This window comes from Rhodococcus sp. NJ-530 (genome assembly GCF_003860625.1).
GTDB lineage: Bacteria > Actinomycetota > Actinomycetes > Mycobacteriales > Mycobacteriaceae > Rhodococcus_F > Rhodococcus_F qingshengii.
Genome location: NZ_CP034152.1, coordinates 144,575 through 168,873 on the forward strand (window position 1 = coordinate 144,575; position 24,299 = coordinate 168,873).

At 62.5% G+C, this 24,299-nt stretch carries 24 protein-coding genes; 12 read left to right on the forward strand and 12 right to left on the reverse strand.

What is annotated here, in order from left to right:
- Positions 1–7: 7 nt before the first annotated feature.
- The gene (locus EHW12_RS00650) at positions 8–775 is read right to left on the reverse strand and encodes an SDR family NAD(P)-dependent oxidoreductase (protein WP_125050165.1); all 768 of its coding nucleotides are present in this window, start codon (positions 773–775) and stop codon (positions 8–10) included.
- 158 nt (positions 776–933) lie between these two features.
- Between EHW12_RS00650 and EHW12_RS00655 the strand changes: the two genes are divergently transcribed.
- The 3 genes from EHW12_RS00655 to EHW12_RS00665 are packed head-to-tail and all read left to right on the forward strand — an operon-like array spanning position 934 to position 3,660.
- Entirely contained in the window at positions 934–1,524 is a 591-nt protein-coding gene (locus EHW12_RS00655; protein WP_050655957.1) for a hypothetical protein, read from the forward strand.
- Positions 1,517–2,167: a DUF6308 family protein gene (locus tag EHW12_RS00660; protein ID WP_125050166.1), complete on the forward strand. Its 651-nt coding sequence runs from the start codon at positions 1,517–1,519 to the stop codon at positions 2,165–2,167. The genes EHW12_RS00655 and EHW12_RS00660 overlap by 8 nt, the downstream gene beginning before the upstream one ends.
- 35 nt (positions 2,168–2,202) lie before the next feature.
- Complete coding sequence (locus EHW12_RS00665; protein ID WP_125050167.1) at positions 2,203–3,660, forward strand: HNH endonuclease signature motif containing protein; 1,458 nt, start codon at positions 2,203–2,205, stop codon at positions 3,658–3,660.
- On the opposite strand, the gene EHW12_RS00670 is transcribed toward EHW12_RS00665, so the two are convergent.
- Both EHW12_RS00670 and EHW12_RS00675 read right to left on the reverse strand, forming a co-directional pair.
- A complete protein-coding gene (locus tag EHW12_RS00670) occupies positions 3,638–4,189 on the reverse strand; it encodes a GNAT family N-acetyltransferase (protein ID WP_125050168.1) in 552 nt (183 codons plus the stop codon). The two genes, EHW12_RS00665 and EHW12_RS00670, sit on opposite strands and share 23 nt — an antisense overlap.
- Entirely contained in the window at positions 4,186–4,869 is a 684-nt protein-coding gene (locus tag EHW12_RS00675; protein ID WP_007735953.1) for a TetR/AcrR family transcriptional regulator, read from the reverse strand. The genes EHW12_RS00670 and EHW12_RS00675 overlap by 4 nt, the downstream gene beginning before the upstream one ends.
- A gap of 102 nt (positions 4,870–4,971) precedes the next feature.
- Between EHW12_RS00675 and EHW12_RS00680 the strand changes: the two genes are divergently transcribed.
- The 5 genes from EHW12_RS00680 to EHW12_RS00700 are packed head-to-tail and all read left to right on the forward strand — an operon-like array spanning position 4,972 to position 10,630.
- Positions 4,972–6,162, forward strand: coding sequence for a lipid-transfer protein (locus tag EHW12_RS00680; protein ID WP_007735955.1), 1,191 nt, complete (start codon positions 4,972–4,974; stop codon positions 6,160–6,162).
- Positions 6,163–6,204: 42 nt separating this feature from the next.
- The gene (locus tag EHW12_RS00685) at positions 6,205–6,636 is read left to right on the forward strand and encodes an SRPBCC family protein (RefSeq protein ID WP_030535858.1); all 432 of its coding nucleotides are present in this window, start codon (positions 6,205–6,207) and stop codon (positions 6,634–6,636) included.
- 7 nt (positions 6,637–6,643) lie between these two features.
- Positions 6,644–7,519, forward strand: a complete 876-nt coding sequence (locus EHW12_RS00690) for a MaoC/PaaZ C-terminal domain-containing protein (RefSeq protein ID WP_125050169.1) — start codon at positions 6,644–6,646, stop codon at positions 7,517–7,519.
- A gap of 41 nt (positions 7,520–7,560) precedes the next feature.
- Complete coding sequence (locus EHW12_RS00695; protein ID WP_007735961.1) at positions 7,561–8,427, forward strand: SDR family oxidoreductase; 867 nt, start codon at positions 7,561–7,563, stop codon at positions 8,425–8,427.
- Between the two features lie 4 nt (positions 8,428–8,431).
- Entirely contained in the window at positions 8,432–10,630 is a 2,199-nt protein-coding gene (locus tag EHW12_RS00700; RefSeq protein WP_125050170.1) for an acyl-CoA dehydrogenase, read from the forward strand.
- 20 nt (positions 10,631–10,650) lie between these two features.
- Here the strand turns inward: EHW12_RS00700 and EHW12_RS00705 are convergent, their stop codons facing one another.
- The 4 genes from EHW12_RS00705 to EHW12_RS00715 all read right to left on the reverse strand — a co-directional run bounded on the left by EHW12_RS00705 (position 10,651) and on the right by EHW12_RS00715 (position 13,826).
- Positions 10,651–12,063 carry an amidase gene (locus EHW12_RS00705; protein ID WP_065351757.1) on the reverse strand — a complete coding sequence of 471 codons (1,413 nt, stop codon included), beginning with the start codon at positions 12,061–12,063 and terminating at the stop codon, positions 10,651–10,653.
- 90 nt (positions 12,064–12,153) lie between these two features.
- Entirely contained in the window at positions 12,154–12,312 is a 159-nt protein-coding gene (locus EHW12_RS34500; protein WP_164490543.1) for a hypothetical protein, read from the reverse strand.
- Positions 12,313–12,456: 144 nt separating this feature from the next.
- Positions 12,457–13,107: a sterol desaturase family protein gene (locus EHW12_RS00710; RefSeq protein WP_020968076.1), complete on the reverse strand. Its 651-nt coding sequence runs from the start codon at positions 13,105–13,107 to the stop codon at positions 12,457–12,459.
- A complete protein-coding gene (locus tag EHW12_RS00715) occupies positions 13,104–13,826 on the reverse strand; it encodes a GntR family transcriptional regulator (RefSeq protein WP_125050171.1) in 723 nt (240 codons plus the stop codon). The genes EHW12_RS00710 and EHW12_RS00715 overlap by 4 nt, the downstream gene beginning before the upstream one ends.
- Before the next feature lie 166 nt (positions 13,827–13,992).
- Between EHW12_RS00715 and EHW12_RS00720 the strand changes: the two genes are divergently transcribed.
- Both EHW12_RS00720 and EHW12_RS00725 read left to right on the forward strand, forming a co-directional pair.
- A complete protein-coding gene (locus tag EHW12_RS00720) occupies positions 13,993–15,015 on the forward strand; it encodes an ABC transporter substrate-binding protein (protein WP_125050172.1) in 1,023 nt (340 codons plus the stop codon).
- Positions 15,012–16,025: an ABC transporter substrate-binding protein gene (locus EHW12_RS00725; RefSeq protein ID WP_007735974.1), complete on the forward strand. Its 1,014-nt coding sequence runs from the start codon at positions 15,012–15,014 to the stop codon at positions 16,023–16,025. The genes EHW12_RS00720 and EHW12_RS00725 overlap by 4 nt, the downstream gene beginning before the upstream one ends.
- 12 nt (positions 16,026–16,037) lie before the next feature.
- Here EHW12_RS00725 and EHW12_RS00730 read toward each other — a convergent pair whose 3' ends face one another.
- The 3 genes from EHW12_RS00730 to EHW12_RS00740 are packed head-to-tail and all read right to left on the reverse strand — an operon-like array spanning position 16,038 to position 20,007.
- Positions 16,038–17,489 carry an amidase gene (locus tag EHW12_RS00730; protein ID WP_065456360.1) on the reverse strand — a complete coding sequence of 484 codons (1,452 nt, stop codon included), beginning with the start codon at positions 17,487–17,489 and terminating at the stop codon, positions 16,038–16,040.
- Positions 17,490–17,522: 33 nt separating this feature from the next.
- Entirely contained in the window at positions 17,523–18,785 is a 1,263-nt protein-coding gene (locus EHW12_RS00735) for an amidohydrolase (RefSeq protein WP_065456359.1), read from the reverse strand.
- Positions 18,786–18,798: 13 nt separating this feature from the next.
- Entirely contained in the window at positions 18,799–20,007 is a 1,209-nt protein-coding gene (locus EHW12_RS00740; protein ID WP_030535848.1) for an MFS transporter, read from the reverse strand.
- A gap of 99 nt (positions 20,008–20,106) precedes the next feature.
- On the opposite strand from EHW12_RS00740, the gene EHW12_RS00745 reads away from it, so the two are divergent.
- Positions 20,107–21,141 (forward strand): Lrp/AsnC family transcriptional regulator, encoded by a 1,035-nt coding sequence (locus EHW12_RS00745; protein ID WP_083057979.1) that lies wholly within the window; start codon positions 20,107–20,109, stop codon positions 21,139–21,141.
- A 3-nt stretch (positions 21,142–21,144) separates the two neighbouring features.
- On the opposite strand, the gene EHW12_RS00750 is transcribed toward EHW12_RS00745, so the two are convergent.
- Positions 21,145–21,858 (reverse strand): TMEM165/GDT1 family protein, encoded by a 714-nt coding sequence (locus EHW12_RS00750; protein WP_019746358.1) that lies wholly within the window; start codon positions 21,856–21,858, stop codon positions 21,145–21,147.
- A 294-nt stretch (positions 21,859–22,152) separates the two neighbouring features.
- Positions 22,153–22,680, reverse strand: coding sequence for a hypothetical protein (locus tag EHW12_RS00755; RefSeq protein WP_003944138.1), 528 nt, complete (start codon positions 22,678–22,680; stop codon positions 22,153–22,155).
- Between the two features lie 165 nt (positions 22,681–22,845).
- Between EHW12_RS00755 and EHW12_RS00760 the strand changes: the two genes are divergently transcribed.
- The gene (locus EHW12_RS00760) at positions 22,846–24,195 is read left to right on the forward strand and encodes a DUF1254 domain-containing protein (protein ID WP_054831751.1); all 1,350 of its coding nucleotides are present in this window, start codon (positions 22,846–22,848) and stop codon (positions 24,193–24,195) included.
- Positions 24,196–24,299 lie beyond the last annotated feature (104 nt).

The following is a 24,299-nucleotide window of genomic DNA, read 5'->3' on the forward strand; positions in this document are numbered from 1 at the left end:
AGGGAGGTTAGCGCGGCGCCATGCGCAGTGCGCCGTCCATGCGGATGGTCTCGCCGTTGAGGTAGTCGTGCTCGACGATCATCTGCGCGAGCTGCGCGTACTCGGACGGCTGGCCCAGGCGCGACGGGAACGGAACGCCGGCCTCGAGGCCCTCGCGGTACTCGTCGGTGACGCCTGCGAGCATCGGGGTGTCGATGATGCCGGGAGCGATCGTGTTGACGCGGATGCCGAACTGCGCAAGGTCACGGGCAGCCGGAACCGTCATGCCGTGCACGCCGCCCTTGGAGGCGGAGTACGCGATCTGGCCGATTTGGCCTTCGAAGGCAGCAACGGAAGCGGTGTTGATGACGACGCCGCGCTGGCCCGACTCGTCGACGGCCTCGGTCTTGGCGATGGCGTCGGCGGCCAGGCGCATGACGTTGAAGGTGCCGAGCAGGTTGACGGTGATGACCGTGCGGAACAGCTCGAGGTCGTGCGGACCCTTCTTGGACAGGATGCGTCCGGCCCAGCCGACACCGGCACAGTTGACGACGATGCGCAGCGGGGAGCCCGACTCGACGATCTGGTTGATCGCTGCTTCGACCTCTTCGCCGCTGGTCACGTCGGTGGGGATGAGGGTGACGCCGGCGGGGACGTTGTCGCCTGCGCGCTCGATCGACGCGGGCAGATCCAGGCCGAAGACGGTAGCGCCGGCGTCGGCGAGGCGCTTGGCTGTTGCGGCGCCGAGGCCTGATGCCGCTCCGGTGACCAGTGCTGCGGTTCCCTTGATTTCCACTTCGTGTGCTCCTCGAGTTAGCGATCGGTAAGGCGGTGGTACGTGTCGAGAACCATAACGCGAGGGTGTATGTGAGGGCGAACGCGCGAGACCCGCGTAGGGCTGGGTACCTTGGACGCGAGGTCTGAGAGCAAAGCACCGGACGAGAGGGGACCTGCGTGAGCAAGGCGCCTGTGCGTCCCGCCGCTTCTGTCGAGAATTTCGAGCGGTTGCAGCGCGACCCTCTCTTCGAAGATCTTGCCGAACTGATTGCCGAGGTTCTCTCCTACGCGTTCGACGCTCCGGCCGCCGTCGAGATCGAACAGTGGACGATCAGTTGCCTGCCGTCGACCAACCGATCGGCGGAGCGCCATCGCTTGTTCACGCTCAATATCGGTCCGATGGAGATTCTGAGCGTCGAGTGCCATCTGGTCGGCGGTAAGGCGATCGAGCACGTCATGTCCGTGTACGTATCCAGTTCGGCACTGGAATCGCGAACCGGATGCAGCATCGAAGAACTCGACGCCAAGCACGATCTGGTCGCCATCAGACGCACCGAGTTGGCGTCCGCCGACGGCGACGGGACCGTGATCGACTGCAGTCTCGAGGACTCGGATGCGTTGGAACAGTTTGCTCAACTGCCCGTCGACATGACGACGGTTCGTCCGCTCGCGGAGCATCTTGTTGCCAAGGGCAAGGGCCCATTTCGGCAGTATCACAACGCCGGGTTCGCCAAATATGTACTGGAAAGGTCGCTCGACCATGCTTGATCAGTTGCCCATCCGACTCCCGCGTGTGCTGCGAGACGGGGACGATGACGGCGCGGTCGACGTGCTGCAGGAATATTTCACGAGGCCGCTCCGAAAGACCGGTTATCTCCGAACCGGTGCGTTGTGGGATTCCTGGGATCCCAGTGGCAATCGCGATCGTGATGCGAACATCTTCACCGCGGAAGATCTTGTTGCGGTGACGCTTCTGTCGGTTCAGGTTCCGGCGCAAGGAGCCTTCTTCCTGCTCGGGGAGAACAATGCCGAACTGAACCGACTCCTGGCGGACGTGGGCCCGGATCGCGATCTGTCGAACGAAGCCGATCCCTTCACTCCGGAATTCCCGGTGTGGCGGTTGGAGACGGCGCTTCGAGAGATTCACGGCGTCGGGCGAACCATGGCGTCCAAACTGATCGCGCGCAAGCGTCCGCGACTCTTCCCGATCTACGACGACGTCATCGGGCGGGAGTTGGGAACGAAGTCGGCCCACCTGGAACCCGTTCGCGTAGCCATGCGGGAAGACGAGTTGCAGAGTCGACTCCTCGATCTACGTGCACGAGCAGGTCTCGACGAATCCGTTCCGGTCATCAGGGTGTTGGACGTGCTGGCGTGGATGCAGGGTAAGGGATACAAACCGGCACTCTAGCTTTCTTGTCGGTGGGTGGGTCTATTATCGAATGTATGTTCGATAACGGATCGACGGGCGGTGTGGGGGCAGTCGTCGATGACGGCCGTCCTGTCGTCGACCCACTCGTGTTGCCGGACATGCTCTTTGCGACGGCGCAGAGCGAGAACATGCTAGCCGCGCAAAAGGTGCTCGGTGCATCCATGTTGTCGGAGTCGAGATTCAACGCCGAACTCGACGTGTCCGGTGATGTCGACAAGGCGTGGCGGATCGCATGCAACGAGATCGCGGTCATGCTCACGTGCTCGCGTCGTACTGCCGAAGTCCACATCGAGATCGGTGATGCCCTACGGGAGTTCCTTCCGCTCACCAAGGCCGCCTTCGCTGCCGGCGAGCTGGACTATGCGCGTGTGCGCAAGATTGTCGACGGACTCACCGGGGCCGACCCCGAGGCGATCGCAGCACTCGAGCGCCGGGTACTTGCCTCGGCGCACCATCTTCCGCCCGGGCAACTGGAGCGCGACATCGAGCGCCAGCTCTTTGCCTACGATCCGGATGCTGCCGCCGAACGTCGCCGGAAGATGCTGGAACACCGCGATGTTCGCACGCGAGCAGACCGTCACGGACTCGCCCAGTTGCAGGCAACACTCAGCGCGACCGAGGCCGTCGAAGCGCTTGGCCTGATCAACGAGGCCGCCGGAAGCGTCTGCAACCACGATCCACGAAATGTCTCGACCCGTAGGGCCGACGCACTGGTCGCTCTGCTGCACGGCGAACAGGGGCTGACGTGCCAGTGTGGCAGCGAAACGTGCGAGGCAGCATTCACAGCAGCTCGATCGACTGCGCCCTCACGTCGGAAGCCGTTGTTGCACATCGTGTGTGATCTGGCGACGCTCCTCGGATTGACGTCAGATCCCGCGAGCATCGACGGATACGGGCCGATCGATCCTGATTTTGCTCGCGAGCTCGCCGCTGATTCCACCTGGCAGGCCTTGTTCGTCGATTTCCGCGCCCAGGCCGCGGGGAACCGACCGCGTCGGCAGCATGCTCCGACTGTCCTGCCGCTTGTCACCCGACGTGATCGCCCAAGTCGCGAACCGAACGGCTGCGGGGATCGGATTCGGGCAATGCAACGGTTGGTCGCGCGATCCCCGGACATCGTTCGAAGATCGGATGGGCATGGCACCCAACCCGATCCGCCTCCCGGCGCGCTGACCTATGCTCCGGGAGCGGCTCTGGCCGCATTGGTGCGGGCCGTCGACGGTCACTGCCGGTTCCCTGGTTGTTCGGTGCCCGCGAACAGGTGCCAACTCGACCACATCACCGAGTTCGATCCTTCCGATCCGAGACGTGGTGGGTGGACCATTGCGAGCAACCTCCAATGCCTGTGTCGTCATCACCATCAGGTGAAGACATACAGGTTGTGGACGCCGGTGATGCTGGAGGACCGTGCCATTCACTGGACCGATAAAACCAGCGGGTTGACGGCGGTCACGGTTCCGGAGAGGCACTGACTTCGAAGATGGTTTCCAGACCGTCTTCTTCGTCCCACTGCTCACCGACTTCGTTGAAACGGTACTGGCTGATCAGATTTCGTGATGCGATGTTGTCCGGACTGATGGTCGCTCGAACGGTGTGTACTTCGGATTCGCGACTTGCGACGTCGAGAAGTATCTCGAGGGCGGCCCGAGCGTAGCCCTGGCGCCGGAACGCCGGGTCGATGCGATATCCGACCTCCACCATCCCGCGCGCATCGGGGCGACCGTGGAATCCGGCCAACCCCACCGGCGTCGAGGTGCGGGCATCGACTGCGATGCGGGTGATCCACGAGCTGTCGAGGGGATTCTCTGCTATCTGCTTGCTACGGTAGCGCCACAAGCCCTGGCATTCTTCGCCGAGGAGATACGGGGTCAGGAGGTCGGGTGCGAGTTCCATTGCAAGAGTGGCGTTGTCTTCACCAAGTGCGTGGAGGGCGAGTGATGGAACCTGGACCAGTTGAAGTCCACGTCCGCCGAGTGTCCAGGGTAGTTCGGTGACTGTCACAGGTCGGCGATCGGCGTCGACAGCGTTATGTCGACGCCGATGCTCCGGAGGTTGCCGTCGAGAACCTGCCAGATGGAGCGTTCGAGGAACTCGGCCAATTCTGCGCTGGTCACATCGGAACCCGGCTGGCTGAGCCAACGGTTGACGCTGACGTCGACCAATCCGATGACGCCGAAAGCCAAGGGCTCAGCCATCTTCGACGGTTTGCCACGGCTGGTGAGGATCGTGCCCAACAAATTTCCCAATTGGACGGCGATTGCCGTCTTGGTTCCGGTCACCACTTTCGAACCGGTGGCCCGCGTACTCGGCGAGCCCTTGCCTAAAAAGTGGTGCAGTCGTGGATATTTCACAATCCACTGGAGGTAGGTCTCGACGGCCCGTGAGATGGCCTCGCCGACGGTGCCTTGTGGCGTGAGGGTGGGGGTCAGGTCGGTCATCATCATCTCGAGGATGCGGACTCGCAGCTGCTCGTCGAGGTCGGCTCGATCCTTGAAGATCCGGTAGACAACGGAACGGGGGACGTCGGCGCGCTCGGCGATCTGCTGGACGCCGACGTCGGCGCCACCTTCGTTGACTGCATCGAGTGCTGCGTCGAGGATCCGCGCTTTGCGCTGCTCCTTGTGATCGTTCCAGCGAGTGCTGCGCCCGTCGGGCTGCGCCGACTCGGCTGTTTTTGTCATAAATCGAACGATACTCACCCCGCCATTGACTGGACAAGATGTCTCACATACTTTGGTGGGACAGCGTGTCACACACAGATACCGTTCTCTTCAGGAGTGGCAATGAGTAACAGGGTTTTTGTCGTCGGCGTCGGCATGACGAAGTTCGAGAAGCCGGGAGCCCGCGAGTGGGACTACCCCGACATGGCACGCGAGTCGGGTACCAAGGCGCTCGAAGACGCGGGTATCGACTACACCGAGGTCGAGCAGGCATACGTCGGCTACGTCTACGGCGAGTCCACCGCAGGTCAGCGCGCTGTCTACGAGCTCGGTCTGACGGGTATCCCCATCGTCAACGTCAACAACAACTGTTCGACGGGATCGACCGCGCTCTACCTCGCCACGCAGGCGGTCAAGAGTGGTCAGGCCGACTGCGCACTCGCGCTGGGCTTCGAGAAGATGCAGTCCGGGTCCCTCGGATCCACCTACGACGACCGAGAACAGCCCCTCATGCGGCACCTCCTCGCTCTCGCCGAGCTGCAGGAGTTCGCGATGCCGCCCGCTCCGTACATGTTCGGCGCCGCGGGCGTCGAGCACATGGAACGCTTCGGAACCACTGCCGAGCAGTTCGCGAAGATCGCCGTCAAGAACCACAAGCACTCGCTGAATAACCCGTACGCCCAGTTCCAGGACGAGTACACCCTCGAGCAGATCCTCGAAGCGCGCCAGATTCACGGGCCGCTCACCAAGCTCCAGTGCTCGCCCACCTCGGACGGATCCGGCGCGGCGATCATCGCCAGCGAAGCATTCGTCGAAAAGCACGGGCTCGCTGCTCAGGCGATCGAGATCGTCGGGCAGGCCATGGTCACCGACATGAACAGCACTTTCGAGGACAAGAGCGCCATCAGCCTCGTCGGCGCAGACATGACCCGCAAGGCCGCCGAGAAGGTATACGCCCAGGCCGGGATCACCGCCGACGACGTCGACGTCATCGAACTCCACGACTGCTTCTCCACCAACGAGTTGCTGACCTACGAGGCGCTCGGACTGTGCGCCGAAGGTGACGGCGGCAAGCTCGTCGACGCCGACGACACCACCTACGGCGGACGCTGGGTGGTCAACCCGTCCGGCGGCCTTATCTCGAAGGGCCACCCCCTCGGAGCAACAGGCCTCGCGCAGTGCGCCGAACTCACCTGGCAGCTCCGCGGAACCGCGGACAAGCGTCAGGTCGACGGCGCGAAGGTCGCCCTCCAGCACAACATCGGACTCGGCGGTGCAGTTGTCGTGACCGCATACAAGCCCTACGCACGCTGAATCACACCCTCAACCCGCCAGCTACCCACTAGGAGTTTCATCATGGCTTCCGTTTCCGTCTCCGCCGTACTGCCCGCATCCCCCGAGAAGACCTGGGATGCGCTCTCCGATCTGTCTCGCTGGGAAGAGTGGCTCACCATTCACCAGGGCTGGAAGAGTGAACTCCCCACCGAGGTCGCGTTGGGCGCCAAGTTCACCGAGGTCGTCTCCGTGATGGGTATGGCCAACAAGATCGAGTGGACCGTCGAAGAGGTCGAGGTTCCGAAGATGGTCAAGATTGCCGGTACCGGAATGGCCGGCGTCACCGTCGAATTCATCCTCTCGGTCGAGGCCGACGGTGCGGGTTCGAAGGCAACCGTCGACGCCAGCTTCAAGGGCACCATGATCGTCGGGCCGATCGGCAAGGCAGTTGCCAAGAACGCCAAGGCTGATCTCGAGGCCTCGCTGGCCAAGTTCGCCGAGCTGGTCGGGTAACGGCTCGATGACGACACCGAAGACCAACGCGGTCGAATTCGATACGTCCGGGCTGGACGTATGGACCGATCCGGAGCACTTCGAGGTGACAGCCGAGCGCATCGCCGAATATGCCGCTGCCACAAACGACCCCATCGAGCGACACCTGAAAGGCGAGATCGCTCCGCCGGTCTTCGCGGTGGTACCCGTCTTCATGTCGATGGCACCCGCTGCGCTGTCGGTGGCGCCGGTCGAACTGCTGATGAAGCTCGTTCACGGTGAGCAGGACTTCCTGTTCCACCGTCCGATCTACCCTGGCGACCATCTGGTCGCTCGCGCCAAGCCCATCGGATTCGAGGGCCGGGACAACGGGTCCACCGTCGTCATCTACGTCGAAACCAAAACCGACAAGGGTGAATTGGTCAACGAGCAATGGATGACAGCGTTCTTCCGCAAGGTCGACGCGGGCCCCGGACTGGGCGAGAAGGCTCCCGAACACCGATTCGACGACGCTCTTCGCGCTGGTAGTCCCGCAGCGGTGGTGAATCAGCACATCGACGAGGACCAGACGTTCCGGTACTCACCGGCTTCCGGCGATCCGATGCCGATCCACCTTGACGAGGAGATCGCTCGGATGTCCGGGCTCCCCGGAATCATCAACCACGGACTGTGCACGATGGCGTTCACGTCGTGGGGAGCCCTGACCGAACTGGCAGGCGGCGAGACCGAGCGGTTGCGCCGTCTCGCAGTGCGATTCGCGAAGCCTGTGCTCCCGACCCAGGGCATCGAGACGGTGTTCTACAAGTCGGGTTCGGCAGACGGAGCCACGTCGTACTCGTACGAAACCAGCGCGGTCGGTGACCTGGTCATCAAGGACGGCCTCGCGGTCATCGCCGACAAATGAGTCTTCATGTCCGACAACTGAACTGATGGGAATCTGAACTGATGGGAAGTCTCGACGGTCGCGTAGCGATCATCACCGGAGCAGGACGCGGCATCGGCCGTGAGCATGCGCTGCTCTTCGCTCGTGAGGGTGCGAGCGTCGTGGTCAACGACCTCGGCGGCGCAAACGACGGTTCCGGTGCAGATGCCGGCCCCGCGCAGCAGGTAGTCGACGAGATCGTTGCCGCAGGCGGCAAGGCCGTTGCCAACACCGACAACATCGCCACCTGGGACGGTGCCGAGGGCCTCGTCAAGCAGGCCGTCAGTGAGTTCGGCCGACTCGACGTCCTGGTCAACAACGCCGGCATTCTTCGTGACGCCTTCATCGCGGGTATGGACGAGAGCCAGTGGGACGCAGTCATTGCCGTGCACCTCAAAGGGCATGCCGCGACACTGCACCACGCTGCCGCATACTGGAAGGACCAGAGCAAGGCAGGCGAGACCGTCAACGCTTCGGTCATCAACACTGCTTCGGCTTCGGGTACCTTCATGCCCAATGCGGGCCAGGGCAACTACGGTGCCGCCAAGGCGGGCATCGCAGCTCTGACTTTGGTGGCCGCTGACGAGCTCGATCGATACGGCGTGCGCGTCAACGCAATTGCGCCGATCGCGCGTACTCGACTGACGCTGGCGACACCCGGTATGGGTGCGCTCTTCGCGGCCGAGGTCCCCGAGGGTGAGTTCGATGCGTTTGCGCCGTCAAACATCTCGCCGCTCGTGGCTTATCTCGCGGCGGCGGACTGCAAGCTCACCGGCAAGGTGTATGCCGTTCAGGGTGGGGCCATCACGGAACTCGCCGGCTGGCACGGTGTGAACACCATCGAGAGCGAGGGTCCCTGGACCACCGCTGACCTCGCAGAACGACTGTAAGCGCATGGCACGCAACGCATACGAACTCGGTCTCGGGCTGAGTGAGGAGCACACCGCGCTTGCAGATTCGGTGCGCTCCTTCGCCGAGCGCACCATCACCACCGAGCAGGTGCGCGCGGCCGTGGAGTCGCGGACCGAGGACAAGTTCCCCCAGTTCTGGACGGCGCTCGTCGGGCAGGACCTTCTCGGGCTCGCGGTTCCGGAAGAGCAGGGTGGCCACGGCGCCGGCCTGCTGACCTTGGCGGTGGCACTGGAAGCATTGGGCCGCACAGTCTCTCCCGGCCCGTTCGTTCCGACGGTATTGGCAAGCGCCGTTCTCGGCGCCGCCGATTCCAAGGCGGGACCCGAGTTCCTGCCCGGTCTGATCGACGGAAGTCGTACGGCAGCAGTCGCCTTGGGTGCACCGTTGGCGGCCGAGTCGTCGGACGGTGGGTACAAGATCACGGGCGCACTCGACGGTGTGCTCGGTGGTGAGCACGCCGACGTACTGCTGGTTCCGATCCAGTTGCCCGAGGGCGTTCGCTACGCGGTGCTCGAGAGCAGCGCAGTCGCGATCACCGTTCAGGACAGCATCGACGTGCTGCGCGGTAGTGCGCGGATCGAAGCTGACAATGCTCAGATCAGCGCCGAACGGATACTCGACGGTCTCACCGAGGCGCGGGTACGGTCCATTGCCGCAGTCGTTCTCGGTGCCGAAGACGTCGGTGTCATGTCCTGGTGCGTCTCCACTGCATCGGAGTATGCCAAGACGCGCGTGCAGTTCGGGCGACCCATCGGTCAGTTCCAGGGCGTCAAGCACAAGTGCGCGCAGATGGGCATTGCGCTCGAGCAGGCACGCGCCGTTGTGTGGGATGCGGCAAGTGCATTGGACAAGGGCGACGACACGGCAGATTTTGCCGCCGACATCGCAGCAGTCATCGTGCCGGACGCCGCAGTGCAGGTAGCGCAGGACTGCGTGCAGGTTCACGGCGGAATCGGATTCACGTGGGAGCACGACGCACACCTGTACTACCGCCGCGCGCTCTCGATCCGCGGCATTCTCGGCACCCGCGAGGATCGAGCCAATCATGTTGCGCAGCAAGCACTTGACGGTGTCAGCCGGGCTTCGGTTCTCGAACTGCCGCCGGAGGCAGAGGAGATCCGCGGCGGCATCGCGGCCGAGCTTGCCAAGTTGGTCGAGCTCGACGAGGACGACCAGCTGATCGCGCTCGGCGACGGCGGCTGGGTTCAGCCTCACCTGCCGAAGCCGTACGGGCGCGGCGCCGCTCCGCTCGAGCAGATCGTCATCTCCCAGGAAATCAAGGCTGCCGGTATCTCGATGCCGCAGCTTCTGATGGGAACGTGGGCAGTGCAGGCCGTCGTGGCACATGGTTCGGACAAGCAGAAGCAAGAGCTGGCCGTGCCTACCCTGCAGGGTGAGCTGGTGTGGTGCCAGCTCTTCAGCGAGCCCGGTGCTGGTTCCGACCTTGCGTCATTGTCCACGAAGGCCGAAAAGGTCGACGGCGGTTGGAAGATCACCGGTCAGAAGATCTGGACCACGGTTGCGCAGTTCTCCGACTGGGCAATGCTGATCGCCCGCACGGACGCCACCAAGCCGAAGCATCAGGGCATCACCTACTTCGTGCTCGATATGTCGACACCGGGCATCACCGTCCGCCCGCTGCGTGAGATGACGGGCTCGGCGTTGTTCAACGAGGTGTTCCTCGACGACGTGTTCATCCCCGACGAGAACGTGGTCGGTGAGGTCAACGACGGGTGGAACGTCGCCCGGACGACGCTGGCCGGCGAGCGCGTCGCGCTCAGCCAGAAGATGGAGGCGTACGCCTCGGACTCCGATCTGCTGAAGTTCGCGAAGTCGGCAGACCTGAGCCCGATCGGACGCTACTGTGTCGGCGAGCTGGTTGCGGAGAGTCAGGCGATCGATCTCATCGGTTCCCGCGTTGTGCTCAAGCAACTTTCGGGAATCGACGTGAGTACGACGTCGAGCGTCGGCAAGCTGTTGGCGATGAAGATCAGCCAGTCGATCGCCGAGTTCGTCGTCGCCGAACTGGGTGCTGCCGGAGCGGTCAGCATCCCAGGTCAGCCAAGCGACAAGGCGATGGAGCAACTCATTTCGGGTCGTGCCACCACCATCTACGGTGGCACAACCGAGGTGCAGCTCAACGTGATCGGTGAGCGCATGCTCGGATTACCGCGAGACTGAGGGTATTTATCGGGTGGGGCTCAGTCCTGGATTCTTCTCCAGGGCTGAGCCTCTTCCAGTTCGAAGGCCAATTCGAGGAGTGTGCGCTCGTCGCCGAGATCGGCGGAGAAATGCGAAGCCAACGGCAAACCGTTGCTGGTCTGATGCATCGGTAGCGAAATCGCGGGACCACCGGAAATGTTGTTGAGCGGTGTGAACGACGTGTACGCGATCAACTTGTCGAAAAGCTCCTCGAAAGGCTGAGCGGGAGAGAGGTATCCCAGCTCGGGGGTGGTGTGCCCCAGGGCCGGCGAGAGCACGACGTCGTACTTCAAGAACATGGCGCTGTATTGCTGCTGGAGCCGTCGCAGACGATAGAGCACGCGCGGCGTCTTCACCAGGTTCTTCCGGTACAGCGTGTAGAGGCCCTTGGTGAGATTGTCGGTGCCGGACTTGTCGAAGTCGGGTCCGAGCATTTGTTTGCCACCGGTGGAGATGGCAAACGACAGAAAGCCCCAGTAAATGCTGAAGTCGTCGATGAATTCGGGGCCGACGGGCAGTGCCGCGTCCTCGACATGATGGCCAAGGCTTGCAAGGAGTTCGGCCGTAGCTTCGACGGACTTGCGCGTCTCGTCGTCCGTCTTGGTGACGGTGACGGAATCGGCGATCACGCCGACGCGCAGGCGGGTTGAGCTGGGTCCTTCGATCAAGCGAACCGGTGCGAGTCGCGGATTGCGGTAGTAGTTCTCAGCCGCAGACATCCATCGTGCAGTGTCGCGAACAGTGCGAGTAACGGCGCCCTGGGCGATCAACCGGATCGGCATCGACTTGTCGGCCGGATCGGCGATGGTGCGTCCGCGAGTGGGTTTGAGTCCGACGAGTCCGCAGGCAGCGGCGGGAATGCGAATCGATCCACCGCCGTCGTTGGCGTGCGCGATCGGGAGTACGCCGGCAGCAACAAGCGCGGCTGCGCCTCCCGAGGAAGCGCCCGACGAGTACGCCGGATTCCACGGGTTGTGCACGGGTTCTTCCGTCATGTATTCGGTGGACGCACTGAATCCGAACTCGGGCAGTCGGGTCTTGCCGATCGAAATGGCCCCGGTGGAGAGGAACTGCTTCGCGAAATCGCTGTCGGTTTTGGCGGGGATCGCGGTGAAGGCGGTACTGCCCTGCTGGGTGGGAAGGCCGGCGCTGTCGGTGTTGTCCTTGATCGCGGTGGGGACACCGGCAAAGACGCCCTTGGCGGGCCGGTTGCTCCTGGCGAGGGCACGATCGAAATCAGTGCAGGCCAGACCGTTCAATTGCCCCTGCACTGCCTCGGCGCGGGCGATTGATGCCTCCATGACTTCCCGTGCGGTCACCTCGCCTGATTCGATCCGGGCGGCGACGCCGGTGGCGTCGAGGTCGCCCAGGGCGTCGTCGGTGAAAGCGTGGATGGGGGTGTTCGCGGTCATGGGGATCCTTGTCAGGCGGAGGCACTCAGGTCGTCCGTCCAGCATATTGGACGGACGACCCCTGAGTGGCGCTATCTGTGGATTGCGGTATCAGCTACTGAAGATCGTCACTGCCTGCTCTGCTGCCTGCGGCGCCTGCTGGAACACTCCCTGTGGGATGAACTGCTGCGGAATGAACTGCTGGGGGCCCAACTGCTGGAAGTTCGTGACCATCGGGTGGATGACGTTGTTGAATACATCGTTGAACATGTGTTGTGTCCTTCGGTTACAGCGTTTTTCGAACTTCTGACTCCATCGACACTAAGCACGGTTCTGACGAGTTTCAACGAAAATTGCTGATACACAGGCAAGTTCAAGTTCATTGCCAGCTGGGGGCCAGGAATCGGTCTTCCTTCACAGCTTGGACGCTGCGCCGTGCAGGTTCTTGGCTGTCGGGGAGGTCTCGACGGATTTGGGATCGGGGTACGTGCCCAGTACTCGATCGGCAGTTCCCGCGGTGGTGACGGTGAACCAGTAGTGCTCGTTCTTGAAGTGGTGGTTGCGGTGGTTGCGCCAAACTGACCGGTAGAGAGCAGTTTTCGGCTTGTAGTCACTGTGGATGAGGAAATGTGTCCACTCGTAACCGAGGCCGAGCACGGAAATGCAGGTCAGGAACGTCAGACCGAGTTCGACGCGGGGAAATGCCAGGAGGGCGACGGCTGTCAGAACGGGAATCACGATCAGGAGCGTCTGCCACGGGATGAAGATGAGTGAGACGGTTCGCGGCGCAAAGTGGTGTTCCCGATGGCTGCGCGCCAGCCGTGAATCGAGTGTGACGCCGGCAATGGTTCGTGGCTTCCAATGAAGAACGAAGACGTGAATGATCCACTCCACGAAGGGGAATGCGGCAAGCATCACGAGCGGAACGAGGGCGTCGGTGATCTGCCAGTTGCCCACTGCGATGCGCGCCGCCGCGGCGGCCAGCAGCATGGTGCCGATCATCCACGGCGTCGGTGACTTGCGGAACGTCCGTGCCGCATCGGCGAGAGTAAGAGGCTTGCTCATGGTTTCAGTCCTTCCAGGAAGGTGAGAGCGTTGCCGATTGCCGTCGTGCCGGTGTGAAGGAGCTGTGCGGCTGACGCCTCGGCAGTTGGCTCGTCGTGTGAAGTGATGGCGGAGGCCAGTTTTCGATACAGGTCGGTCTGGCCGACTTCGGCGACCATGACGGATGCAAGTGCAGTCATAGCCGGCTCGTATGCAGCCCGAAGGCTGTTGAAGATCAAACGGAAGGCAATGGAATCTGCGCTGTCGACGACGACGTCCCAGAACGCCAGAGCGCGGTCTTGCAACTCCACTGGATCTTCGGTGGCGCCTAGTTGATCAACGGCCGTGTCGAGTTCTCGGGCGGATTCCGCGGAGATGCGACGGGCGGCCAGCACAGCGATCTGCGGTCCCATCAACTCGCGAGTTTCCAGGACGCTGCGCACCACGCTCAGGTCGGGGACGCCGTCGCGCACCAGCAGCTGGGGGAGAAGTTCGGGTCCGGCCTGGCGTCGAAAATCGCGCACCGACGTGGACTCGCCCTGGCGGACCTCGACGAGTCCGGCCTGGGCGAGCTTCTGAATTGCCTCGCGGACTGCGGGCCGCGAGACGCCGAATGCCTCGGCGAGCTTGCGCTCGCTGGGTAGTGCCTCACCCGCAGCCAGCTCTCCGGCCAGCACTTTCACCGAAATCTGGTCGAAGACTGCGCCGGAGGCCGAGGTACGTGCAACGGGTTGAAACATGTACCGACCGTAACCCGCTTCTCGGTAAGAGGTCAAGTGGTAATACCAGTTCAACGATTGGAGGCTTGGCGCGAAAGAGATATGTCTTGGCCAAGAGGCTTCACCGTAACGGCGCAGGTGAGAGTAATTTTAGGTAGCCCTAATTCGGATAACCGTCAGGAAACCCATGACATCGCTCCTGTTACCGACTCCAGATACCGATGCAGAGTTCGCTCGCATCACCGCTGCCCTGACTCGACGCGGCTTTCTCGGCGGAAGTGCCGCCGCGCTGTCCACACTTGCTCTCGTCGGATGCAGTAGTGGGGAGGGCGGGGACGGTGCGGACGGCGCAACTCGTACTGTGCAGACGCACTACGGATCCGTGGATGTTCCCGTCGATCCGCAGCGCATCGTCGCCGTCTCATACAACACCCCGTGGCAGTTGCAAGCCGTCGGCGCCCGACCCGTCGCGACGCTCGACTACAGCGCGTACATCGACCAGTTCACCCCGACACAGCAGAAGTTCATCGACGGCTTGTCCACGGTGGGGGTTTTCCTCGAGGTCAACCGCGAAGCCGTCGTGGCTGCCGCGCCTGATCTCATCGTCGGCGATGCGTACGAGATCGACGAGGACATGTTCCGCGAGCTCTCGAAAATTGCTCCGACAGCGGTGTATTCGGGCACGAACCGATCGGATTGGCGCGCTGTCGCCGAGGGTGTCGCAGACGCGGTCAACAAGGGTTCGGCATTGACGTCGAATCGCGAGAAGTATCAGGCGATGCAAGAGCGAATCCGCACCGAATACGCCGCGCAGCTTGGCGAGAATCGGTGGGCCCAGGTTGCTATCGGTGGTTCGGAAGGGCACTTCTCCATCTTGTATCCAACCGGAGTGACCGGCGCGATGCTCGCCGACCTGAACGTGACCCGCGGCGAATTCATCCCGGACCTGCGCCCAGCCACCGGCTTCGAAGCCTTCCCGCTCGAACAACTCGAAATGCTGCGGGACGTCACCGTCGTCATCTACCCGAAGCAGCCGAACGGAACTGATTCTGCAGGAATGAAATCCGTCTTCGCCAGCCCGCTGTGGAGCCGCATTCCGGCAGCAGCTTCGGGCCGGGTATTCGGAATCAGCACTCAGGTCACCGACTACGGCACTGCAATCAATTGGCTCAACGAACTCGAAACCGGCGCTTTGGAGGCACTTTCATGACATCACTTCTATTGCCCAGCGCTGACACCGATGCCGAATTCGCTCGCATCACCGCAGCACTTACCCGACGCGGTTTCCTCGGAGCCGGTGCCTTGGCGGGGATCGGATTGCTCACGGCCTGCGGAACCAGCTCCGGTGAATCGGCCGAGGGTTCGATGCGCACCATCAACACGGCTCTGGGGCAGGTGGAAGTGCCCACCAACCCGCAACGGGTGGTCAGCGCCGATTACTACACGGGCCCCGCGATGTTCGACGCCGGGTTCACACCGGTCGGATTGCCGGTCGACTACGAGAACGCCGACGGCGTCCCGGAACCCTATGCGTCCGCTCTGCGGTCTCTCCCGAAGGTGGGACGCTGGTACGAGCCCAACGCCGAGGCGATAGCGGCTTTGTCTCCCGACCTGATCGTGATGACCAACCTGCTGTCGGAGAACAACCCGGATCTTTACGAGCAGATCCGGTCGATCGCACCGACCGCGGTTTTTGCCGAGGACGGGCAGTACGCATGGAAGGAGCGCGCCTTCGGAGTCGCGGACGCGCTGAACCAGAGCGCGAAGGTTCAAGAGTTGGCAGATCGGTACGAGGCGCGGATCGCCAAGTTCCGCAGCGACAACGCTGATGTGCTGAGCAAGGTGAAGGTCGTCTACACCACGTACTTCGATGAGAGTGGTTTCTCGCTGTACTCGCCGACCAAGTATCAGACGACGGTCATCAGCGAGGCCGGGTTCCAGTTCAACGACCGTTCGCTCGCAATTCCCGCCGGCAGCAACGAGTGGTTCCCGAAGGAGCAGTTGGAGCTACTCGACGAGGCCGACGTCATCATCACCAACAGTGGCAAGGGCCCCATCAACGAGAAGTTGGCGAACGACACCATCTTCCAGCGTCTGCGCGCCGTCAAGAATGATCAGGTGTACTCGTTCGACTACGAGGGCGTCGCGTCCTTCGGTTGGGCCCTGACATTCCTCGAGCAGTTCCAGCCGATCGCTGAGGAGATCAGGGCCAAGCTCTGATCTCCTCAGCGATCACGAGGAAGCCGGCGCCACCACATTCAGCTTCGGTTGATGCTGGTCGGTGTATGCCCACGGGAGGATCTTCTCCAGTGCTTTGCCGATCCGGAACACGGTCGGTTCGTCGTACGTATGGCCGACGATCTGGACGCCCGTGGGAACGCCGTTGTGTGCGTGTCCACTCGGCACCGCCAATACGGGGCACCGATTGGCGACGTTGAACGGCAATGTGAGAAGTGCTTCGGCGGTGGTATTCACGTGCTGACCCGCCACAGTGAGGCCGTCGAGCAAAGACTCGCCTGCCGGGAAGGCGATGGTGCCCGAAGTCGGGCAGATCAGCGCATCGAAGGGAGCCATCGCCTCGGCGAGCTCTCGTTGCATTTGGGTTTCCTTGCGAAGGCCGTCCAGAAATGACATTTCCGCAGCGCCCTTCGACGTGATCGCGACGTTGTCGAGCGTGTAGTCGGCAAGAAGATCACCGTGGACGCGAGCAACTTCCGCGACGGATGCACCCATGATCGTTCCGAAATGGACTTTCACCGCTGCTGCCATCGAATCACGAGTCCACGGCAACTCGATCTCCTCGACGATCGCGCCGGCATCGACCAACGACTGTGCGAGAGCACGGGTGTTCGCCTCGATGTCAGGCTCGATGGGGAAGTCACCGAGCCGCAGGCACAGGGCAATTCGCATTCCCTCGACCGACGGGTAATCGCGGGGCAGTGTGATCGCCGGCCTCAGGGAAGAATGGTCACGCGGGTCCGGCCCGATCAGAACGTTGGCCAAGAGAATTGCGTCGTCAACAGTTCGGGCCATCGGACCGTCGCCACGGTAGGAATCCATGGACAGCGGGGCGACCCCGGCGATACGCCCGTACGATGCCTTGAGGCCGACGGTGCCGGTAAAGCCTGCCGGGCCTCGTGTCGACCCGCCGATGTCGGATGCTGTTGCCAGAGTGGTAGTTCCGGCGGCGAGTGCGGCGCCCGCACCTCCGGATGAACCGCCGGGGCTGTAATCGAGGTTCCAGGGATTGCGGGTCACGCCCCACAAAGGAGAGTGTGTGAACGCCGCGACGCAGAATTCCGGTGTCGTCGTGCGTGCGTGAATCAGGCCGCCTGCTGCCAGAACTCGGTCGATCACGGGTGCGTTCTCGCGGGCGATGTTGCCGCGCCCCGCCAGCGAACCTTCGGTCAGAGACTTTCCGGCAATAGCGTGTTTTTCCTTGGCAGCTACCGGAATTCCCTCGAGCGGCCGCGGATCGGGTCCGTGGCCGAGATATCGGCTCTCCGCTTCCCGAGCGCCGGTGAGTGCCTCGTCGAACATCTCTTCGGTGAAGGCATTGATGTGAGGTTCGAACTTCTGAGTTCGGTCGATGATTGCCTGTAGCAGTTCGACCGGAGACAATTCCCGCGCGCGAAAGTGAGCAATGGCTTCGGTGGCGCTGAGGTAGTGCAGTTCGTCTGACATGACGTTATCTCCCTGGGTAAGTCTGTGTGGGAATCACGCGCTCCGCGCAAGGGCTCCCAGCGCGGCCGCGGTCATGGCTGTAACACCTTCGGGTAGGGCCGCGGCGGGATCTGGGGCGAAGCGCGGTGAATGATTCGACGGCGTGCCGGGTGGTATCCGTCCCTCAGCGAGCGCGGCAAGGGCGGTTCCGTCGAAACTGTGAAGTGCCGTTCCGCCGAAATGCCAGAATACGGAGGGGCATTGGGCGGCGGTGCCGAAGATGCCGAAGTCCTCGCTACCCGAAAGTGGTTGTGACAGAGTATGCAGTCCCAAGCCGGCCTGTCGCAGGTCGGACATCACCGTGGACGTGGCGTCCGGAGTGTTGACCGTGGCCGGAAAGCCGTTGTACGCATGAACGTCCGGCGCGTCGGCGGCGCCTGCCCCGTCAGCTTCTGCGCGAGCGATCCTGCCCACCGATTCGAGCATGTGATCTCGCGACGACGCACTGAAAGTTCGCAGGCTGAGTAGCAGTTCGGCGTCGTCGGCAATGATGTTCGCAGCTGTGCCGGCGTGCAAGGCTCCCACCGTGAGCACAGGTGCTGTCGGGGTTGCCGCTTCATGAGCCACCAGACTTTGAATGCGCAGCGCGAAAGACGCTGCCATCAACAAAGGGTCGATGCATGCGTACGGTGAGGACGCGTGTCCACCACGGCCGTGAAAGACCACTCGTATCGTGTCGGATGCTGCCATCAAGATGTCGGGTTTGCTGACCAACATCCCCGCAGGAGTCGGGCCCACGTGCTGTCCCAGGCAGAGGTCCGGTCGTGGGAAGCGGTCGAAGATTCCGTCGTCGACCATCGCACGAGCGCCGGAGCCGGTCTCCTCAGCAGGCTGGAAGACCGCGACAACAGTCCCGGTGATCGATGTCGGATCCGCGGAAAGTGCTGCGCACGTGGCAAGTAGCGCGGTTACGTGGACATCGTGGCCACACGCATGCATGACTCCATCAGTTCTGGAGGCGTAGGACAGCCCGGTGTCTTCTGCCACCGGCAACGCGTCCATGTCGGCGCGTAGCAGGATCACCGGACCGCTGCTCCCTTCGAGAACACCGACGACACCCGTACCGCCGACCCCGACCGTGACGTCCCAGCCACCGATTCGCCGAAGTTCCTCGGCAACAATTGCGGCGGTGCGAGTTTCGTCGCCGGACAACTCGGGGTGTGCGTGTAGGTCCCGGTAGAGCTCGAACCAGTGCGGCTCGACGGTTCGCAACCGCGACGGGTCTCCGAACTCGAGATTCGAAAGCAGTTGATTCATGGTTGATCTTCTTTCAGTTGGCGGTTTTCAGTTGCACCAGGTTCAGCATCTTTTCCCGGGTTTGTGGTGCTGCCATGACCGCGACGATCGCCACGACAGGCCCGAGCGCGAGAGATACGAACGCCGCTGACCAGGAGAGGTGGTCCACGATGAATCCGAATACCAACGGCGCGACTATTCCGGCGACCATGCCGCCGAAAATGATCATCGACGAGGCTGCTCCGACCACCGACGAAGGCAGGCTACGAAGCGGAAGTGCAAAACACGGCATGAAAGCGAAAGAGGCAGCGGCAGATCCGAGGGTGACGAGAACGACGAACAAGGCCGTGTTGGAGACGAAAGGAATCGAAACGAGCATCACGATGCACGCGAGCATGGACGGCACCACGACGACACGACTGTTGCCAGCCAGCCGATCGGAGATTCGCCCGCCGATGACGGTGGTCACGGCGGCCACCACGGTAGCCGGAATCAGAAGGAGGCTTGCGCTCGAGAGGGCGATTCCACGTTCGTCATGGAGGTACGACGGAACCCACGACGACATCCCCCAGATCACGAAGTCGTATCCGAAGAACATCAAGGCGAAGAGCCACATCGCGCGGGAGCGAAGTACGGTGCGCATGTTGTCCCAGGAGGAATCCGGACCGTGGTCGTTCTCCGCCGGAAGTGCCGGCGGGAGCCACAACTTGATGCTGACGAGCGAGAGTACGCCGAGCGCCGCGACGGCCAGAAACATTCCACGCCAGCCGATCAACGGGAGAAGTGCTGCCGCAACAACGATGGCAAGAAGCGTACCGACGGCGTTGGAACTGTTCATCCATCCTGTGGCAGTGGCACGTTGCTCCGGGATGCTCCGCTCGGCAACGAGCTTTACTGCAGCTGCCGGAAACACGCCCTGCGCGAGACCGAAGAGAAAGCGAACAACCAGAAGCGTCCCGAACGACCAGGCAAGGGCAGTGAGGCCGGTGAAGACACTCCACGCCACCAACCCGATCAGAGCCATCCGGACTGCGCCGTATCGATCGGCGAGCAGTCCACCAGGCAGTTGGGCCAGCGTGTATGCAATGAAGAACGTGGAGATGATCAATCCACGCTGGGAGTAGTCGAGATCGAACTCCTCACCGAGCAAGGGGAGAGCGAGGTTGATCGCCAGCCGATCTATGTAGTCGATCGCGTACGCGACGAACAGCAACGCGACCGTGACTTTGGTGGAGCGAAGCACTGGGCCTCCAAGTGGTGAACCTGTGAAGTGATTCACATATCTTTGGCAAACAGGCAGGGATCACCGACCAGAATGCAGTAATCCGGCAATACTGGGCCGATGAAGCCGGAATCCGACGCATTTGTCATCGCGGAATCTGATCTGGAGATCATCAATGCACTTCAGCTCAACCCCCGCGCGTCGTGGACGCAGTTGTCGTCAGTGCTCGACATGGATTCGACGACGATCGCCCGCCGGTGGCGTCGCCTCGTCTCGAACGGTCATTCGTGGGTCAACGCGGTCGCAATCGGTCGAACCCACATATTCGGCTATCTCCTGATCAGGACCACACAGGATTCCGTTGCCGACGTGGGGGAGCTGTTACGTCAACTCTCCTGTGCCTATCTGTTGGCCAGGACGGAAGGCGAGTACGAATATTTCGTCGGAGTCGTGGCCGCCGACCACAAGAGTCTGGACGCCCTGGTGTGTGAGCACCTTGCCGCCGATCCTGGAATTCTGTCGATCAGAAGCCGGGTCGGGGTGAAGGTGTACCGGGACGGGTTCAGCTGGGAGCCGGGCGCTCTGGGGCAAGCGGGTCGGGCTCAGCTGGCAACGGCATCGACAAAGGGCGCTGCGGTGCCGGCAGATCCGACAGAGTTCCGCGAGTCCGACGGTGCCCTGTTGGAGGCGCTCGGCCGTGACGGACGTGCCAGCTATGCGCGTCTCGCCGCGATTTGTGGAACGAACGAGACTGCGATTCGACGGCGCTTGGCCCAGCTGACTGCATCGCGACAGTTGATTTTCCGCTGCGATGTCTCGCAACAGGCTGTCGGTTCACCGTTCGAAGTGATCTTCGATGTCGCTGTGGACGGTTCCACCGACGAACTCGGCAATCTTGTGTCGAGTTGGCCGGAGATCAGATTGTTGGTGGCGACTACCGGAACAGCGAACATGTTGATCAGCGTGTGGCTGAGCAGCCTCGCGCAGAGTCTTGTCGTCGAGGATCGACTCCGCCGAATCGGTAGTGTGCGGATCCTCGATCGACGTGTCTCGCTGTACCCGATGAAGCGGTTCGGGCAGCTACTCGGACCGAGCGGAGTGGCGGAAGGTCATGTCCCGGTCGCAATTTGGGGCGCCGGCGACGTTATTCGTTGAGCGTCAGTCGATCGGCGTCCGATTGTCGTCGACGAGGTGTGTATCGGAGTCGGTCGCACGGGAGCGCTTCCAGATCATCCGTGCCAGCGCACCCAGTACGGACACTGCCAGGACAACGCCACCGCCGATGATGCCGGCCGACGAGTCGGGGAAGATGCCCTCGAGCAGCAGCCAGACACCGAAGACGAAGAACAGCACCGCGGCGCCGATCTTGATGAATCCGTCCGGAAGGTGCTTGCCCAGCACCGAGCCGACGATGATGGCGAGAGCGTCGGCCGCCACCATGCCTACCGTCGACCCGATCCAGACGCCGATCCAGTCGTTGTCAGTCGCAAGGGTGATGGTGGCGAGCATGGTCTTGTCGCCGAGTTCTGCCAGGAAGAAGGCCGAGGCGACGGCGATGAAGGCGGATCGCGTGACGCGACCGGCCTTGTTCTGCTCGTCGTCGGTGAGATCGTCACCGCGCAAGGTCCAGAGGCCGAAGATCAGGAAAGCGATACCGCCGACGATGGAAATCGCCGCGGTGGGGAGGGCGACGCCCAGGTAGTGGCCGACGGCGACCGAGACGAGGTGAACAAGGGTGGTGGCGACGGTGATTCCGCCGAGGACGACCCACCAGCGATAGCGCAAGGCAAACGTCATTGCCATCAGTTGGGACTTGTCACCGAGTTCTGCGACAAAAATGACGCCGAAACTCAAAAGTATTGCGGCAAGCAAGATTTACTCCTCCGGTCGGTGTAGGTCGGAGGAAAAATGCGAGCCTCCGGCCTGGGCAGGCGCAGTGGGTGCGCTTGTCCGGCCGAAGGTCTCGCCCACCGAGGCCACAGGACCTTCGGTTCGCCAGGCCGGGTGCTTCGCGATCCGCACCAGACGGAGCGCGTCGAACCAGTATGTCGACACGGGCGATTGGGGGCTACTCCCCTTCGTTGCTGCCCACGTTAGCGCGCCTGAAACGAATTGGCAAAGCGCACAGCAAGTTTGGGAGTCCGAACTTATCGCTTACCGGGGCCGTCACGAGGCGAGGAGCATGGCCAAAACAGCGGTGTCGGGATCGCTGATCGGATCGATGCCGACACGACTGATCATGGAGACGACTGTGCCGTCCGGCTCAGCCTCGACCCACGCCGCACGATGCTCCAAACCCAGATAGGGAAGGCCTGGCAGCAGTACGCACCCCGACGCGCTGCCCTCGCATTCCGGCAGGCTGGGCGTGGTTTCCGACGGTGGGTGCAGCATGATCAGCGCCGGTGGCTGATGGTCGGAGAAACGGCCGGGTGTCAAGGCGAAATCGCCGAGTACCGGACCTTCGGCAACCACCAGACCGACGGTGCCCGGCTGCGGATCTTCGGGAACGTCTTCACGGACCCCGAAGACCGTCGTGGTCGGCAACAAACCTGGCATCGAGGCCACGCGGACAGCCAATGCGAGAAGCTGCGCCCACTCCTGGGTGGTGTCCGGCCAACGACCGGAAATGACGAACCCCTGCAAAGACCCAGCGGCTTGGAACGGAGAAATGCCTATTGCTTCGTTTCTGTTCATTTCTGTTCCTCCCTCGGTGCTGGGGCAAATCTCGGGCAGACGCGCATGCGTCGGTCCGGCACACCTCGTTGGGTAATCGAAATATGCACCCATTCGGTACTGGCACACAAGAGAGGGAGAGTGCCAGCCAGGTTTGCGCTGGTGAGGGCGGTGGTATGCGCAGGCATGACTCTGTCGAAGAACCGTTCTCGGCTGGAAGACCTGGCAACGCAGGCGTGGATCTTCGGATATCCCCTGTTGATTGCTGCGGTATCGCGGGACGTCATGACGGCGGTGCCTACGCCGGTGGCGATGAAAGCCCCGCTCAACCAGTTCGCCTACGCGCGTACGACGCCGGATGCGACCTTCACCGATGTCGTCTCACCCAACGCGGACACTCTCTACTCGTCGGGGTGGCTGGACGTCTCGACGGAACCGCAGGTGCTCTCACTGCCGGACTTCGGCACGCGGTACTGGCTGGTCCCCATCCTCGACGCGTGGAGCGACGTGTTCACGGTTCCGGGATCTCGGACAGTCGGGCGGACCGGGGGACCGTACCTGGTGGCCGGGCCGAATTGGAAAGGCAACGTGCCCAAGGGTTTGACGCTGCTGCGGTCTCCGACGGCGATGAACTGGATAGTCGCCCGCTACGCGACGTCGGGGGGAACAGACCTGGCAGAAGTGCACAGCCTGCAGGACCGGACGCGACTCACTCCTCTGTCGGAGTGGACGGGTGACCCGCAGGACTACACGCCTGGTGAAATGCCGGTGAACCCTGCCGTCGACACGCGGACGCCGCCGGTGGACCAGGTGGCCGCCATGGACGGCGAGGCATTCTTCACCAGACTCGACGCACTTCTCGACGACAATCCTCCGCGTCCGGAGGACACCGAGATGATGAAACAACTGTCCGACATAGGAATCGGCTCCTCCTTGCCCTGGAGGTCGCGTCCGCAGGAGGTACGTGATGCCCTCGATAGAGCTGCGCGAACCGGTATGGACGTGCTGAGCGAGATCGCCGAAGAGGCCGAGGGCAGTCCGAAGAACGGCTGGACGATGCACCGCGGCTTGGGACACTACGGAACCCATTACGCTCAGCGGGCTCTGATCGTCTGGCTCGGTTTCGGGGCCAATCTCGACGCTGATGCCGTGTACCCGCATGCCACGACGGACGTCGACGGGAAGCCGCTGACCGGGGCGAAGAAGTACGTCCTGCACTTCGAGAAGGACGAGCTGCCACCGGTCGAGGGCTTCTGGTCGCTCACGATGATGAACGAGCGGCAGTTCTTCGTGGACAACCCGATCGACCGATACGCGATTGGCGATCGAAGCGATCTGGTGTTTGCCGACGACGGTTCCCTCGACATCTATCTTCAGCACGAATCCCCTGGTGGTGAGAAGGAGCGGAACTGGCTGCCGGCTCCGTCCGGCGACTTCAACGTCTTTCTGCGCCTGTACTGGCCGAAGGCTGCAGTGCTGTCGGGATCGTGGACTGCGCCCGGTATTCGAGAAGCAAGTATTCGAGAAGCAGGCTGAAAGTCCCCTCGCTTCGTACCCGAAGAGCACAACTCGGTATCAGCCGCGCGTTTCGATGGGCGGAAAGGTCACAAGAGTCATACGATCTGTCGGTACTGCCCTGT